The sequence below is a fragment of the Geobacter argillaceus genome (assembly GCF_007830735.1).
GTDB lineage: Bacteria > Desulfobacterota > Desulfuromonadia > Geobacterales > DSM-12255 > Geomobilibacter > Geomobilibacter argillaceus.
Window position 1 is genome coordinate 23,638 of record NZ_VLLN01000032.1, and the last position, 15,113, is coordinate 38,750.

Below are 15,113 nucleotides of genomic sequence, written 5' to 3' on the forward strand. Positions count from 1 at the left end.
TCCTCTGATGGATTGCCTGCCAGTCAGTGTGTAACCTGAAGTAGTAACGGGATCAGGAGCATTCCGACAATGACTGAATAGGATACAACACTTGCAGCGAATTCGTTATCCAGTTTCTCCATGGAAGAAAATACCAACGTGTTGAGCCCTGACGGTGCCGAGGAACAGACAAGCACAACGGTCCTGCTTAACCCTTTCAGATCGAACAGGTACACAAAAAACAGGCCGAGCAGGAGACCTATTCCGGTCCTGATACATACTGCCGAAAGTACCGGCAACATCCTGGCTGTTTTCGGGCTGAAATATATGCCGAGTGACAACATCACCAGCGGCATGGTCATATATCCTATAATGTTAAAGAAACGGGTTGCGATTGTTGGCAGGGTGAAATGCATAAGATTGAGAAACAATGCGACAAGCAGGGCCAATAGCGGAGGAGAACGCATGAACTTGCTAATCATAACCATAAAGTTACTGGAATTGGAGCCATATTTACATGCCAGATAGTAAATGAAGGTAAAAACCAGTGCCGTATTCCCAAAATCAAACAGAGAGGCTTGGGCCAGACTTTCCTCACCTTTGGCCGCCATGAGAAACGGATAGGTAAAGCTTGTGTTCATTATTAGGGTGCCGACCAGAAAAACCCCGAAGGAAGGTTGGTCAAGATGCAACAACCTGCCGCAGAAATGGGAAACAACATAAATTGTCAAGATTACCATAACCGCAATAACAGGCAGCCATAACAGCTGAAGGGAAAATTTCATCTGTACTACTGAGAGAAAAATCAAGGCGGGAACTGAAACATAAAAAAAGACTTTTAAAAGAGTGTCGCCATCCTTTTTCGACAGGATATCGGCTCGTTTCAGAGAGTATCCGATGAAGAACACCAGGATGACCGGAAGGACCTTTTCAATGATATCACCCATACAAGTCTAGCTCAGTTCCGCCGGGGAATATGCGCTGAACATCCTCACTCCGGACATCTCAATCCTCTCGTACAGGGACACGTGGCTCCGCAGCACCACGTTCAGGCTCGATCACCATTTGCTGACTTCGGCTTTTTTTGAGCGTAGCTATCCAAGGAAGCAGCGTCATAGCCGGCCTTTTTGTAATTATCAAGCGCCCGGTCGCGCAGCGACTGGTCTTTCGTCGATTCGGACAGTTTCTCCGCCAGTTCGGCCGCGTGACTCCACATTCCCTGCCGTTCATAGTCGGCAACAGCCGTCCCCGTCCTGGTCTGCGATGCATCGTGGTTAGCCATGACCGTACGACAGCGTGACACCACCCGCTGTACCGGCGATCCGCATTCCGGACAGGTTGAAACAGTCTCCATGCCGGCCGGGCGGATCAGTTCGAACCGATTGGCGCACCTGACACAGCCGCTTGCCGGGTCCGGGTTCTCATACTCATAGATCGGCATCGTGACCCCCCTGTTACGGTTACGCCTCGTGCAGCACCTTCAGGGAAACACTCTCCACCAGATCCTTCACCTTTTGCCGGTAGTCCAGCATGTGAGGCGCGCCGAAGTGGGCTGTAAGGGCTTCGGGGCTCTGCCACTTCTCGATTATCGTGACGACATTCTCGTCCAGCTGCTGGGCGGGAATATTCATGTCAAAGTCAATGGTGGGGGCATACTCGATGCAACCGTTCTCCGCCCTCACCTTCGGCACATTGCTCTTGAAAATTTCGAGAAATTCGGCACGCCTGCCGTCTTTTACGCGTATCGTTGCCTGGACAATGATCACGATGCTCTCCTCCTTTGTCGGTGAAACATGAACGGCACAGGCGGAGTGTCGATGTCCGACCACTCCGCCGGGGCAACCGGTGTATTCGTCAATGACAACTGCCGTGTACCATGCAAGGCATTGGGTCGTCAACCTTTGGTCGTCGCCAACAGCAAACGATCGCCCCCCCTACCCCTTGGGAACCGATTTGGTGGGGGGGGAGTAGAGCCAGGCAAACCTGAAATTGGCCTCGTTCTCGTTCGAATGCGAATGCGGAACCCCTTTTGGGATGAACTGCCACTCGCCCGGCCTGCAGGTGATGACATCCTTGTCGGTGATCAACAGCCCCTCCCCTTCCAGGATGATATTGATCTCTTCGGCATCCGGGTGCACATGAAGCGGCTCGGTTATGCCGGTGTTGAAGGTTGCCAGGCCGCCCATGAACTGTTCCGATTCGAGGATATCCGCATCAAGCATCCTGACAATCTCCCGCAGGCTCTTCTCCTCGGCCGTTCCCCGCATGACGACCTTTCCTTCCTTGGCCGGGTCCAGATTCAGTGCCCGTTTCGTCTGCTCCACCTTTTCTTCACTCATCAAACCTTCCTCCTCTTGGTTATTGATAACTGTTCAGCACCGTAGGCATAACGCCCCCCTCGCGGACCTCGTCATAATCCAGATGCACAAAGCCAGCGACAACCACTGATATATGTATACACAAGTATACCTATCTTTGTCAATATGAGATTTTGTGGGAAGGGCAATAGGCACGATCAGCCGGTTAAAGCACACAAATTACGTGCCGATACTTCGGCAAGCCTTGAATTGTCAGGAGGAAGGCGATACGGAAGAATGAAAAACAGCCAGACCTGAATACGATCTGGCTGCAGAACAGATTGCACAAATGGAAGATAATTGCACCGTTACTTATTTATCATACTGAACCCATCTTTTATCCTTACTGATCTTATCCAGCTTGAGCCTGACAACATATTTGTAAATGTCCCCACGATAAGAAGTCTGAACAAGCTCAAAAGGCTTTTTCTTCTTGTCATACATGATTCTCTCTACAAACAGGATCGGTGATCCGCTGGGAATCTGCAGCTTTTCAGAAACGTACTGATCAGAGAAAGATGCTTCAATTGTCTGAAATGCTTCGTCAAACTCTATATCAAGATCCACTTCCAGTATTTTCAACAATGGCTTTTCATACAACATAGCTTCATTTATTCTGTTGCCGATACTTTCCGGCAAAAAATTTACGGTAAAGGCAAAAACACGCCCATTTAGTGTCCTGACCCTTTCAATCTTAATTATCTCTTCATTCTGAGTATTCAGTTTTTCTTTGACAATCTTTGGAGTTTTGACTTTTTCAATTCTTGCGGCCAGGGTTTTCGACTTGGAAACCTGGTAAAACAGTTCATCCATAAACCCGGTAAAGTCCAGTCCCAACCGACCCAACAGGTTGGGGTCATCTGTCACGAACGTACCAGCGCCCCTCTTCCTATACAGAAGCCCCTCCTGAATCAGAAGGGAAATCGCCTGACGCACGGTCATCCTGGTTACGCCGAAAATCTTCGCGATTTCGGTCTCAGACGGGATCTGCTCCCCGGGGCTGTACTCCTTTGAAACGATCCATTCCTGAATCTTGTTCTTTATCTGATAATAAATGGGAAGGAGCGGTGGCATAGTACCTCCAATGGGTGTTTTCCTGAAAAACCATCAGGACCCTGCATCAAGTATGTGTCAGCATACATAAACCAAATATTATCATCAGGTCAACCAGCAAATGTCTCACAACCGGTCATCCGGGCATCTATCCCGCAATACGACTTTAATTTTACCACTTATTTTTCCATCGCGTCACGCATGACGTGGCTACCGGTTCATGGCTCAGGTAATGACCTTCCTGACCGCGTCAATGACCGTGCCATCGACCCACTTTACGGCTGCAACGATCTCATCACCCAGGATCGGCTGGGCGGGTTTCCCGCAGATGCGGTCCGCCTCAGTCTTGAGTTCCTCGATACTCTTTACCGGCAGGGAGGAATGTTTTACCGCATCCAGCAGGTCCTGCCGCAGCGGATTGATGGCGATCCCCCGTTCCGTCACGATGACATCTATCATTTCGCCGGGGCCACAGATGGTGGTTACCGCATCCCTGATGACGGGCACCCTCCCCCTGAACAACGGCAGCGGCAGGATGACGCACTTGGCAGCCAGGCAGTTCTGCCACCCGCCGATACCGTGCAACAGATAGCCGTCCGAATGCGTGACCACATTGGCATTGAAATCGAGGTCAACCTCCGTCGCACCCAGGATGACGACATCGATCATGGAGGCGAAATTGCCCTTGCCGTGGTAGTTGTAACTGGTGAACGGCGACGTCACCACATGGTTCGGATTCTCCCGCAGAGACCGCACCCCCTCCAGGTCAAAGGTCTGGCCGTCGAGGATGTACTCGGTCAGCCCCTGTTCCAGCATCTCGACCAGGTACTTGTTGCTCCCGCCTCGTGCAAAGCGGCTCCGCAGCCCATTCTTCTTCAACAGCTCCGCAAAGTAGATGCCGATCGACAGGGACGTCCCCCCCGCACCGGCCTGAAAGGAAAACCCTTCGCGGATGAGACCGGCCTCCTCGCAGAACCTGGCCGTCATCTCCGCCAGGAACAACCGGTCAGGACTGCGGGTCACCTGGGTGGTGCCGGAAACGATCTTCTCCGGGATGCCGACCTTGTCCACCACCACGGTATAGTCGACATTATTCCCCTGGATCTGCCAGGGGATGCAGGGAAACGGCTGCAGATTGTCCGTGACCACAATAACCCTGTCGGCATATTCGGAATCGGCCAGGGCAAACCCCAGCGACCCGCAGGCCGTTTCGCCGTACAGGCCGTTGGCATTCCCGAAGGCATCGGCTGCCGGTGCAGCGATGACCGCAATATCGATATGCAGTTCTCCATCCTGGATTGCCTGGTACCGCCCCCCATGGGAACGGAGCACCCCCAGCCCCGCCATCTTCCCCTCTGAGCAGTAACGACCCAGCGCGCCGTTCATGCTCCCTTCGATGTGGTGGACGACCCCGCTTTCCAGGTGCCCGATGATCGGCTCATGGCAGGGGAAGGAGGCAGAGGGTGCCCAGACCAGCCCCTTGACCCCGAGCTCAGCGGCGATGTCGAAGATCTGGTTGGCTATCAGGTCGCCATTGCGAAAGTGATGGTGGGTCGAAATCGTCATCCCGTCCTTCAAGCCGGCCTTGATCAGGGCCTCCTTGAGGGAGGGGACCAGCTTGTTCCCGTCTTCGGGATAGTCGGCACAGGAGGGAATGACGATGCTATGCTTGCGCCCGGTGGGCCGGTGTTTGCCCACCCCCTTGAACGGCACGGAAGGGACATTATTGATGAGGGTCGGCACGGTCCGGCCGACTGCGTTTGTTACCAGGCTGTTCTCACTCACCTTCTGACCTCCAGTTCTTGGAAAGTTTCCCGAGCGCCATGGCCCGATCGATCGATTGAACTGCCCGCTTGACAACTGGCGGGTCAATCATCTTCGAACCGAGGGCGACAACGCCAAGTCCCTTTTCTTCGGCCTGTTCGAACAGGAGAACGATCTCTCGTGCCTTGCTGATCTCGGCATCCGTCGGGGCAAAGCTTTCATGCACCGGACGGATCTGGCTCGGATGGATGCACCCGATCCCTTCAAAGCCCAGCGACTTGGATTGAAGGACGATCCTTCGCAAGGCCGCCTCATCCTGGAAATCGGAGAACACCGAATCAATCGCCTGTACCCCGGCTGCCCGGCAGGCATTGACCAGATGGCTCTTGGCATACAGTGACTCGGCTCCTTCGGTGGTCCTCTTCACCCCCATGTCCGCACAGTAGTCCTCAAGTCCCAGGGCAACGGCAACGACGTTGTCCGCCGCAGTTGCGATCTCGTAGGCCCGGATCACGCCAAGGGCGCTCTCGATGATCGGCATCAGATAGACTTCGCCGCTTAGGTTCTTACGCTCCTGAATGGACCTGATCTTCTCGTTCACCTGTGCAATCTGGTCCCTTGATTCACATTTCGGCAGCAGCACGACGTGCACGTTGTGAGGGATGATCTCCTCCAGGTCGTCCAGCCCTCGTGGCAGCTGGTTGATCCGTACCATCCGCTCGGCACCGTAAAAATTCACCTGGCGCAGGGCGTTGCGCACCAGCAGCCTGGCCTCGTCCTTCTTCTGCGGGGCAACGGCATCTTCCAGGTCGAGAATGACCCCGTGCGCCCCGTAGATGGATGCATTTATCATCATCTTCGGGGAGTTGCCCGGAATGTACAGCCGGGAAAAGCGCATCCGGTCGAAAGATGAAGCGTACCGATTTTCCGGGATGAGATCGGGCAGATAGGCGTTGTCGGTCTGGATCAACTGGCGGACGCATGCCTCTACCCGCGCGGCAATGACGAAGTCGAATGCACCGCTGTCCTCGACAACCATCGAGGCATGTTCGATGTTGAACCGTCCGAGGATGTCCCGGCACAACGCCTCGATGCCGGCACCGTACAGGGACCCCACCTTGCTGTCTAGGCGAAGGTCGATGCCGCCCGCTTCGACGAGTTCCAGCGAAACATGGCAGTCACTCCGGACGTCCTTGCCTTTGTTGCCTGCAACAACCGGTTTATTGAGCATGATGTATCCTCGCGTTGAAGGTAGTCGGAATGTTACAGTTTGCCCCTCGTAAACACGAAGGAGCCGGTCTCCTGATAGGTCCTGAACATCCTGAAGCTGGTCTTGATCCACTCCCTGATGAACTTGATATACACATGGATGAACAGCATGAGGTCAAAAGAAAGGGCAAAGACCATGTGGAACAGTTTGGGAGTTATCAGGCCGGCGCCTTCAGTGGCCTTGCCCATGAACATGGTGCCCAGTCCGGATAGATAGAGGAGCGGGAACAGTGACATGATGAACAGGTACCAGATCTTCTGAACCGGATTGAATTCGTACCTGACGATCTTCTTGTCACTCTTTGTCGAAAAGATGTGTGACAGGGTATTTCTGAACCATTGCGTGTCGCTTTCACCCCAGCTGAAAATCTTTTTTACCGTCCGTCTGAAATGCTTGATATCCAGCCTGTAATACAGGACCGGCAGCAGGATGGATATGACGCCAATCGTCCGGTGGGCATACTTCAACAGATTTGCTTCGAAACCGCTCAGTACATTCGCATAGTGGGAATGGGTAATGCCGGTCGCGGCAAGGGATATGATGGTAAAGGCAGCCAGCAGATGAACGATCTTCTCCACCCTTCTGAAGCCGGACACATACTCCTTCAGCTCCTTGCCGACCTGGGGACAGGAGTTGACACAGCGGTAACAGCGACGGCATTCATCCTGAACATGGTTCTCCAATGCCATGGATGTCCGCTGATTCTGATCGAAGACCAGCCCCACATTCAGCTTGACCACCGGGCAGGCATCGATGCAGTTGCCGCAGGCAAGGCACGCCCGATCCCCGGTCACCTGTGAATAGTTCTCCAGCCGCGTATTATCGTTGATCCCGCGGGACAGCAGCCTGAATCTCGCCACCGGACTCCAGGCATCGTCCAACAGATAGTTTGTTTGAAGAGCATTGAGCTTCGAATCGTCTGCCATAGCGGAACCTCGCCTTTGTTATACCCCAAATACCCGAAAGGATCTCAGTCGATTGTAACCGTGTTGTCCGGTTCAAAGAAGACCGTTGCCCGCCTTGGCTCGACACAGCAGCACGGCCGAACACTCACTATCCTGACGCCGCTGGCCCGTAGCGGACCGATATTGAGGAAGGTCCCCAGAACCGAGAAGTCGCCTCCAAGGCCCAGCGCTCCTGCCTTTTCCTCGTTGACCCGGTCGGTGATCTTTCGCTCCCAGGCACTCTGCTTTCGCAGATCGCCACTCTTCATTGCCTCGATCATCCGCATGCTCGCCTCGGTGTGGGACCTGCCGACGCCGATCGCCAGGATGGAAGGAGTGCACCCCAGGCTCTTGACTTCAGTCAGCATCCAGGAGGCAGCCTCGTCCAGCACCGTCTTGATGCTCCGCTTGTGAAACACACGATACGTCTTTGCCCGGATCTCCGGCCCGCCACCCAGCAGCAGGACCGTCACCCCTAGGCGGTTGCCGGGGACCGGCCTGGTGATCACCGGAACAGGCAGCACATCGGCCGGGTCATCGGAAAGCCCCTGCGACTGCTCCACCCGCTCGATGTCATCACCCTTGACGGCCATCGGCCGCCCCGGCATGGTACGAAGCCCCTTGGCCACCCCTTCGTGGATAGCAGCCAGCCACCCTTGCGGAAGCTGCAGGTCGTTACCGATTTCGACGTACAGATGGGGAATGCCGGTATCGTCGCAGAGCGGAAACACGTTCTTTTCCGCTATCTCCGCATTCTCCAGCAAACGCTCAAGCACCCACCGGGCATTCCTGTTCGTCTCCTTTTCGATGGCACTCCTATAGGCGGCGATCTGGTCTGCCCGGAATGTCGTGCCAGCCTTCACGAGGCATCTGCTGACCCCCTCGCGGATTGTCTCATACTGTATCATAGTGACCTCGTGCAACGGATTAGCTGAAAATTGACTTGCCATGGGCGATGGCGATGATCGCGGGCAACCCTTTCACCCTGACCTCGTACAGCGCCTCCATCCCCTCTTCCGGGAACATGACCACTTTCTTGGAGATAATCTTCTCGGAAAAGAGGGCCGTGGTTGGCGGGGTGATGGCAAAGACCGAGTTGTGCTCCGCCAGTGCTGCCATTGTCTCGGGATGCAGGGCGCCCTTGCCCAGGTGGATCTTGACCCCGGCCTTGGACAGGGCGGGAATGCTCCCCTCGATCTCGACCTTGTTGCTGGTCGTCGGACCGATCCCGGCAGGGCTGACGGCGGTGTGGAAGATGACCGATCCGCTCAGCAGGAAGCAGATCGCTTCATGGTCCTCGGCTTCCACCAGCTTCTCCAGCTTGGGCAGCACTGCGTCCCTGCCGCAGAAGACCGTACCGCTGATCTCGATGAAATCACCGACCGAGAGGCTCCTGATCACGTCATCCGAAATCGGGGTTTCGAGTTGGATAACCCTGGACTGTAACGTTTTCTCACTCATACCGATGCACCCTTGTTTGCCTGCAGCTCGTTGAACGTCTCCTGCAGTTTCTTGACGTCAGTCGCTTTCAGCTGGGTAATCTCCGTCTTGTAGGTGCCGCTTTCGATATCCTTCAGACGCTGCTCCAGCATGGGTGACTTCTTCAGCTTGTGCGTCCCATACAGGCGGCGCACAAACAGGGCAACGTTGTACGGTGTTATTTCGGCAGGGCAGCGGGCTGCACAGAGGCCGCACATGACGCACTCGATGGACAGCTCGACAACTTCCTCCAGGTTCCCACGGATTGCCGCCGAGATATAGTCCATCACGGAAATGTTCACCGGACACGATTTCGTGCAGGTGTTGCACCCCATGCAGCGCATCAGCTCGGGATAGGTTTTTACCAGATCCAGGCTTTCGGTATCGATGTCCCGGACCGCATACTGGGCCTTGCGCGCCGATATGAACGGAAGCTGCACCAGACTGATCTCCGGCTCTATGACGGTCTGGCATGCCAGGCCGGTCATGATGCGGTAGTCGCCCTTTTTCCGGTACACCGTGGCACAGGCACCGCACACCCCACCGCGGCAGCCGCACCCCCGGGTAATCTTGAAACCGGAGAACTCCAGCGCCTTGAGAATGGTCAGGTCCTCGGGAACCTCGAACTTCTTGCCCATCACATAAATCGGAATCATGGTCACATTTTTGTTTTTCATTATTCGGCCTCGACAATTTCGTTAACATACTGGGTGCTGGTCAACGCTTTTTCAAACCGATAATCAGGCAGGATCATGGGTGAAGTTATGCCGGATGAGATCCCGAGAGCCTTCAGCTCCTCCTGATGGGCAGATACATGATCGAGCGACAGCTTTTCAGCCGGCTTCCTGCGGTAATTTTCCGCCGAGTGCCTGCCCGACCGGCGGCCGAAGACAAAGATATCCACCAGCGAGTTCGCCCCGAGCCGGTTATGGCCGTGGACCCCGCCGGCAACCTCGCCCGCCATGTAGAGGTACGGGATATTGGTCTCGCCGTGGACATTGATGGCCACCCCGCCATTCTGATAATGCTGGGTCGGATAGACCAGGAGCGGTTCTTTGGCCGGGTTGATTCCGTACTTCTTGAAGCGGTGATCGATGCCGGCGAACCTGCGCAGAAAGGTGCCCTCGCCGCCGATCAGATCGATCATCGGGGTATCCAGCCAGGCACCAACCATCCCGGTGGGAGTCTCCACCCCTTTCCCGCGCGGGCCGCACTCGCGCAGAATTGCCGCGGCAAGCGCATCCCTCGTCTCAAGCCGGTTGACGAACTGCTCACCGTCACAGTTGACCACGTAGGCACCCTGGGCCCTGAGCGCTTCCGAAAGGAGCAGTCCCAGCATCTGTTCGGGCCAGGCAACGCCGGTGGGGTGGTACTGGATATACTCCATATACAGCAGCTTGGCACTGGCCCGGGACGCCATGACGATCCCATCGGCCGTGGCACCGTAGTGATTGGAGGTGGGAAAGCCATTGGGATGAAGCCGGCCGATGCCGCCGGTCGCCATGACGACCGCGCCCGCCTCGACAACGATGTTCCTGCCGGTGTCCAGGTCTTCGAGAACCGCTCCGGCGCACCGTCCGTCTCCGTCCAGGATCAACTCGACGGCCGGGCTGAATTCGAGGACCTCGATTCCTTTGTTGCGGACCTCATCGCACAGGACGCGCATGATCTCCAGACCGGTCAGATCCTTGATGGAGTGGGATCGCTTGCGCGAATGACCTGCCGGCATATGGGTGAAATAGTTGGCGTCAGCCTTCCGGTCAAACACGACCCCCAGCTTCGTCAGCCAATCAACGATGAATGGTGCATCATTCACCAGGGCTTCGACAACATCGGGGATGTTCTTGAACCTGCCGCCGGCCATGGTGTCGATGTAATGGATCGCGGGAGAGTCCTCTGCCAGGGTTGCGGCAGCGATGCCGCCTTCGGCCATGATCGTATTGGAGTCACCCAAACGCAGCTTGGTGGCGAGAATGACCTTGGCGCCATGCTCATGGGCAGTCAGGGCAGCGGTAACGCCACCGCCGCCGCCACCGATCACCAGCACATCGGTCTTGTAGTCCGGCTTCGTCAGGTCCAGCGAGGCCAGATTCAGCCGGCTCGGCGACTCGATCAGTTCGGCCAGCACCTTTGGTACGCGCTCCCCCTTGTTTACCCCACAACGGAGATTCAGCTTGTCGCCTTCCCTGAAATCAGGATGATGGTTTCTGAGCAGGGCTGCCTTGTCGTCCACGGACAGCCTGGGGAATTCGTTATTCAGACGGGCCTTTCTCGTCTGCTCCACCTTTTCAACTGAAGCTCTCATTCCGGAAGGGTATGACATAGATATCTCCTGAGTCTTTTTGTTTAGCTTCCACCTGGGTAAAACCTTGAGGAGAACCAAGCTGACCAGTAATTGCAGTCCAAGCTGCGGGCCGAACAACTTGTATATATGTCTACACAAGTTCTGATTTCCTGTCAATAATATTTTTGTATTGAGAACAGCAACTGGAGCTGAACGCGGGGCTCGGTTCACGCTCCCGCATGGTGCACAGGGCGTTGCGACATCAGTATCAAGACCGATTGATGACGGAAACAACCGAGACAATGATGTTGACAAAAGAGTCACTTGTATATATATGTATACCTAATGCTTTTATACTGCAAGCATGGTGAAATCATCAAGTGAATCTTGTCGTTACACACCAAACACCCTAAGAGGATGATTCCCGATGAGCGAGCGGACCAACTCCATTACGAACGGCTACTGTTTTCAATTCGCCAGGGTGAACCTGACGGAAAGGAAGGTCTCCGTCGAACCTCTTGACCCCAACCTTCTGGCTGATTGGGTCGGTGGTGTTGGCCTTGGCGCCTACTTCCTTTTCAAGGAAGTACCGACCGGCTCCGCTCCATTTTCTGAGGACAACAAGGTCTTCCTGTTCACCGGCCCGCTGTCCGGCACGCGATTCCCCGGCTCCGGCACCTTCTGTTGCGTGACCAAAAGCCCTATGACCGGCTTTTCCGGCGCATCACAGGCCAACGGTTTCTTCGCAGCCTATCTCAAGATGGCGGGGTTCGACGGTCTGATCATCGAAGGGGTTTCGTCAGACCCGGTGTACCTGGTGGTTGCCGACGGCACGGTCGAGATCCGCTCGGCGGCCCCCTATTGGGGCAAGGGGACCTTTGAGACCGAATCAGCGATACTTGAGGATCATCAACTGACAACAACCGGCGCCAGTGTGTACTCAATCGGACCGGCCGGGGAAAACCTCGTCAGGTTCGCGGCGCTGGTCGGCGACAAGGGGCATGTTGCCGGTCACAACGGCATTGGCGCCGTTTTGGGGGCCAAGAAACTCAAGGCAATCCTGACCGTTAAAGGCACGACCAGAGTTACCCCGGCTGACGGGGAACAGTTCGACGAGCTGGTAAAAAGCGTCAGGACCAAGGCACGGGGTTACATGAAGGGGATGCTCAGCAGCCACGGGACAGCAGGGCTGGTGCTTCCCGCGTATCAGTTAGGCGAACTGCCCATCCGCAATCTGCAGACCAACACCCTCGAAGGTGTGGAAAACATCGATGGCACCTATTTCCGGGAGCATTTCGAACATCGCCCCAAGACCTGCTATATGTGCCCCATTGCCCACAACGCCTGGGTAAAGATAAAGGAGGGACCGTACGCCGGATTGGAGGCGGAAGAGCCCGAATACGAAAATATCTCCACCATGGGCTCGAATCTCGGCATCATGAGAGCTGATGCATTGATATATCTCAGCTATCTTGCCGACGATCTGGGGATGAACATCACCGAAGCAGGGTGGGTGCTCTCCTGGCTCATGGAATGCAAGGAACGGAACCTGCTGGGTCCCTATCAGGACGAGGTCCGGTTAACCTGGGGAGATGTGAACGGGGTTGAAGAGATGCTCGTAACGATTGCCCACCGAAAGGGAGAGATCGGTACGCTCCTGGCCGAAGGGGTCATGAGGGCATCGCGTGCCGTTGGTAAGGATGCCGCCCTTGCTGCCGTCTGCACCGAAAAGGGTGGGTCTCCGCGTGGACATGACCATCGGGCACGGTGGACCGAGCTGATAGACACCTGTGTGTCAAGCACCGGCACCATTGAAGCGACTTTTGGCAGGCGATTCCCGGCAGCGCTCGGCGAGCAACCGATCGATGACTTTTTCAATCACGAAACCGTGTCGAGGACCATTGCCCGCATCAACGGCTGGCGGCAGTTCGAGGATGCCCTCGGCACGTGCCGGTTCTGCACCGGCGATGCCCCGGAGGAAACGGTCAAGGCGGTGTCGGCATTGACCGGCCGGGAAATGGACATCCACGCCGCAGCTCACATCGGCAGGAGGATCGTGAATCTCCTTCGGGTCTATAATTGCCGTTCAGGACTGACCAAGGAGATGGAACGCCCCTCGCACCGGTATGGGTCCACCCCGACCGATGGTCCTGTCAAAGACAGAGGGATCATGCCCCACTGGGAAGAAACCCGCAGGATTTATTATGAGAATATGGGTTGGGACCCGGAAACCGGCATTCCCACCGCAGAAACCATCCGCAGCATGGGGCTGGACACGCTGGTCCAGTAGTAGTGCTGCCCAACTCTTGCAAAAGGAGATGACCATGAAGGCAATTCTCTCTCTGATCGCCCTGTCGGGACTCATTCTGAGTTTCTCGCACCCCTGTGATGCGGAGCAGATCAAGGCTTACGTAACCGGGTTCACAATAACCGGGGTACAGAACAGGGACGAGCTGAAGATGGCTCTGCAACTCCCGCTGATGTCCCGGCTTAACGGAGAGCGGATACTGGTCATCGACAGCGAGTCCGGGGCACAGGTTATGGTCAGTGGGAGTTATCTGGCCGTAGGCAGGATATTCAGTATCGACGCCGTGGCAAAGAGTGTCTCGGGAAGTGTGATCACTCGCGCCTTTGTGCAGGGGGAAAGCCAGGACGAATTGATTCCTTCCGTAGGGAAACTGGCCCAGTTGCTGACGGAAGGCATTGTGAAGGGTTATCAGCCGGTATCGACCAGGGAGCCGCACGCTTCCGGCATCATCAGATCGACCGATGAAATCGCCGCACGTGCCGGCGTCATCAAGTCGGAACAGGTTGAGAAAAGTGCCGGCGGCAGATGGAGCAGCCGGCCGGTTCCCGGAGCAATGATCGGAATTGCCGAAGGTCCGGCAACCGCTGGCGGCGCCCGCGAGCTGTATATCGCCGGCGACCATGCCGTGAAGCTCTACAGCCAGGGAAAGGAACTGGAACTCTTAAGCGAAGTCACCCTGCCGGGCGACCAGAAAATCCTTGGCATAGACACGGCAGACCTGGACGGAGACGGGAGCTGCGAGGTCTATCTGACCGTATGGAACGGCAATGCCCTCGCATCGCAGGTCTGGACAAAAAAGGGTAATTCACTTGAAAAGATAGCGGACAATCTGCCGTATTATTTTCGGGGAATTGCGCTGAACGGCGGGGAAAAGAAGATTTACGTCCAGCAGATGGGGAGCGACAGCGACTTCTACGGCGACGTCTTCGAACTGGTCAGGAAAGGCAAGGAGTACGAGACCAGAAACCCTCTGAAGCTCCCCAGATTCGGCAATCTGTTCAATTTCAACATGTTTTCCGATAACAGGGGCACGAGCTACGTTGTTGTCCTGCACAGCGACGGCAACCTCATCGTCTACACGGCTGCCGGACAGAAGTTGTGGCGGAGCAGCGACAAGTACGGCGGCTCAGAGACCTTTTTCCAGCGGCCGGACCTTTCCAATGTACGGGTAACCGGGGAATCCTACCGTTGGATACATATCGATCAGCGTATTGTGGTCACGAAACAGGGAGAAATAATCGTACCGCAGAATAGCGGCTTCTGGAACATAGGCAATATCCGCTCGTTCTCCAAAAACGTTATCTACTGCTTTACCTGGAACGGATCGTCACTCCAGAAAAAATGGCATACTGCACAAAGCGAGACCTATCTCCCGGACTATTTCTATGACGGCTCCAGAAATGAGCTGACCCTGCTCGAGATGATCGACAGGGCAGCGCTGGCCAATAAAGGAACCAGTGCCGTTTCCGTGATCAAGATCGATTGAGTAAGAGCTTGTCCGTAAATAACTGCCGCGAAGAGCGCGCCCGGCTTTGGGGCAGATTTGACTTGGCCGATTGAGCAAAATCGCAGGCATAGCAGGGCTATGTCGAGGATTTTGTGACTGAGGCCGGGGCAAAGATGCTCTGAAGACGGGTTGCGGGATCGCAAAGCTTATTTACGGACAAGCTCTAAG

General features: G+C 55.5%; 14 protein-coding genes. 2 read left to right on the forward strand and 12 right to left on the reverse strand.

The features are described 5' to 3' along the window. Window positions 1-23: 23 nt before the first annotated feature. The 12 genes from JN12_RS17995 to JN12_RS18050 form a co-directional block, all read right to left on the reverse strand. Entirely contained in the window at window positions 24-926 is a 903-nt protein-coding gene (locus JN12_RS17995; protein WP_145025343.1) for an AEC family transporter, read from the reverse strand. Between the two features lie 101 nt (window positions 927-1,027). Then, window positions 1,028-1,420, reverse strand: a complete 393-nt coding sequence (locus JN12_RS18000) for a zinc ribbon domain-containing protein (RefSeq protein ID WP_145025345.1) — start codon at window positions 1,418-1,420, stop codon at window positions 1,028-1,030. A gap of 19 nt (window positions 1,421-1,439) precedes the next feature. Further along, window positions 1,440-1,745 (reverse strand): putative quinol monooxygenase, encoded by a 306-nt coding sequence (locus JN12_RS18005; RefSeq protein WP_145025347.1) that lies wholly within the window; start codon window positions 1,743-1,745, stop codon window positions 1,440-1,442. Window positions 1,746-1,913: 168 nt separating this feature from the next. Further along, window positions 1,914-2,318, reverse strand: coding sequence for a cupin domain-containing protein (locus tag JN12_RS18010; RefSeq protein WP_145025349.1), 405 nt, complete (start codon window positions 2,316-2,318; stop codon window positions 1,914-1,916). A 330-nt stretch (window positions 2,319-2,648) separates the two neighbouring features. Continuing rightward, a complete protein-coding gene (locus JN12_RS18015; RefSeq protein ID WP_145025351.1) occupies window positions 2,649-3,410 on the reverse strand; it encodes a GntR family transcriptional regulator in 762 nt (253 codons plus the stop codon). A gap of 204 nt (window positions 3,411-3,614) precedes the next feature. Beyond that, a complete protein-coding gene (locus tag JN12_RS18020; protein ID WP_145025353.1) occupies window positions 3,615-5,174 on the reverse strand; it encodes a citrate lyase subunit alpha in 1,560 nt (519 codons plus the stop codon). Further along, entirely contained in the window at window positions 5,167-6,384 is a 1,218-nt protein-coding gene (locus JN12_RS18025; protein WP_145025355.1) for an aldolase/citrate lyase family protein, read from the reverse strand. The genes JN12_RS18020 and JN12_RS18025 overlap by 8 nt, the downstream gene beginning before the upstream one ends. 32 nt (window positions 6,385-6,416) lie before the next feature. Further along, entirely contained in the window at window positions 6,417-7,349 is a 933-nt protein-coding gene (locus JN12_RS18030; protein WP_145025357.1) for a cytochrome b/b6 domain-containing protein, read from the reverse strand. A gap of 44 nt (window positions 7,350-7,393) precedes the next feature. Next, window positions 7,394-8,275, reverse strand: a complete 882-nt coding sequence (locus tag JN12_RS18035; protein WP_145025359.1) for a fumarate hydratase — start codon at window positions 8,273-8,275, stop codon at window positions 7,394-7,396. A gap of 19 nt (window positions 8,276-8,294) precedes the next feature. After that, window positions 8,295-8,828 (reverse strand): fumarate hydratase C-terminal domain-containing protein, encoded by a 534-nt coding sequence (locus JN12_RS18040; RefSeq protein WP_145025361.1) that lies wholly within the window; start codon window positions 8,826-8,828, stop codon window positions 8,295-8,297. Continuing rightward, the gene (locus tag JN12_RS18045) at window positions 8,825-9,523 is read right to left on the reverse strand and encodes a 4Fe-4S dicluster domain-containing protein (protein WP_211360581.1); all 699 of its coding nucleotides are present in this window, start codon (window positions 9,521-9,523) and stop codon (window positions 8,825-8,827) included. The genes JN12_RS18040 and JN12_RS18045 overlap by 4 nt, the downstream gene beginning before the upstream one ends. Next, window positions 9,523-11,169 (reverse strand): FAD-binding protein, encoded by a 1,647-nt coding sequence (locus JN12_RS18050; RefSeq protein ID WP_145025363.1) that lies wholly within the window; start codon window positions 11,167-11,169, stop codon window positions 9,523-9,525. The genes JN12_RS18045 and JN12_RS18050 overlap by 1 nt, the downstream gene beginning before the upstream one ends. 388 nt (window positions 11,170-11,557) lie before the next feature. Here JN12_RS18050 and JN12_RS18055 point away from each other — a divergent pair, with 388 nt between their 5' ends. Together JN12_RS18055 and JN12_RS18060 are read left to right on the forward strand one after the other, a co-directional pair. Continuing rightward, window positions 11,558-13,420 carry an aldehyde ferredoxin oxidoreductase family protein gene (locus tag JN12_RS18055; RefSeq protein WP_145025365.1) on the forward strand — a complete coding sequence of 621 codons (1,863 nt, stop codon included), beginning with the start codon at window positions 11,558-11,560 and terminating at the stop codon, window positions 13,418-13,420. 34 nt (window positions 13,421-13,454) lie between these two features. Further along, window positions 13,455-14,924: an FG-GAP repeat domain-containing protein gene (locus JN12_RS18060; RefSeq protein ID WP_145025367.1), complete on the forward strand. Its 1,470-nt coding sequence runs from the start codon at window positions 13,455-13,457 to the stop codon at window positions 14,922-14,924. The last annotated feature ends 189 nt before the right edge of the window (window positions 14,925-15,113 follow it).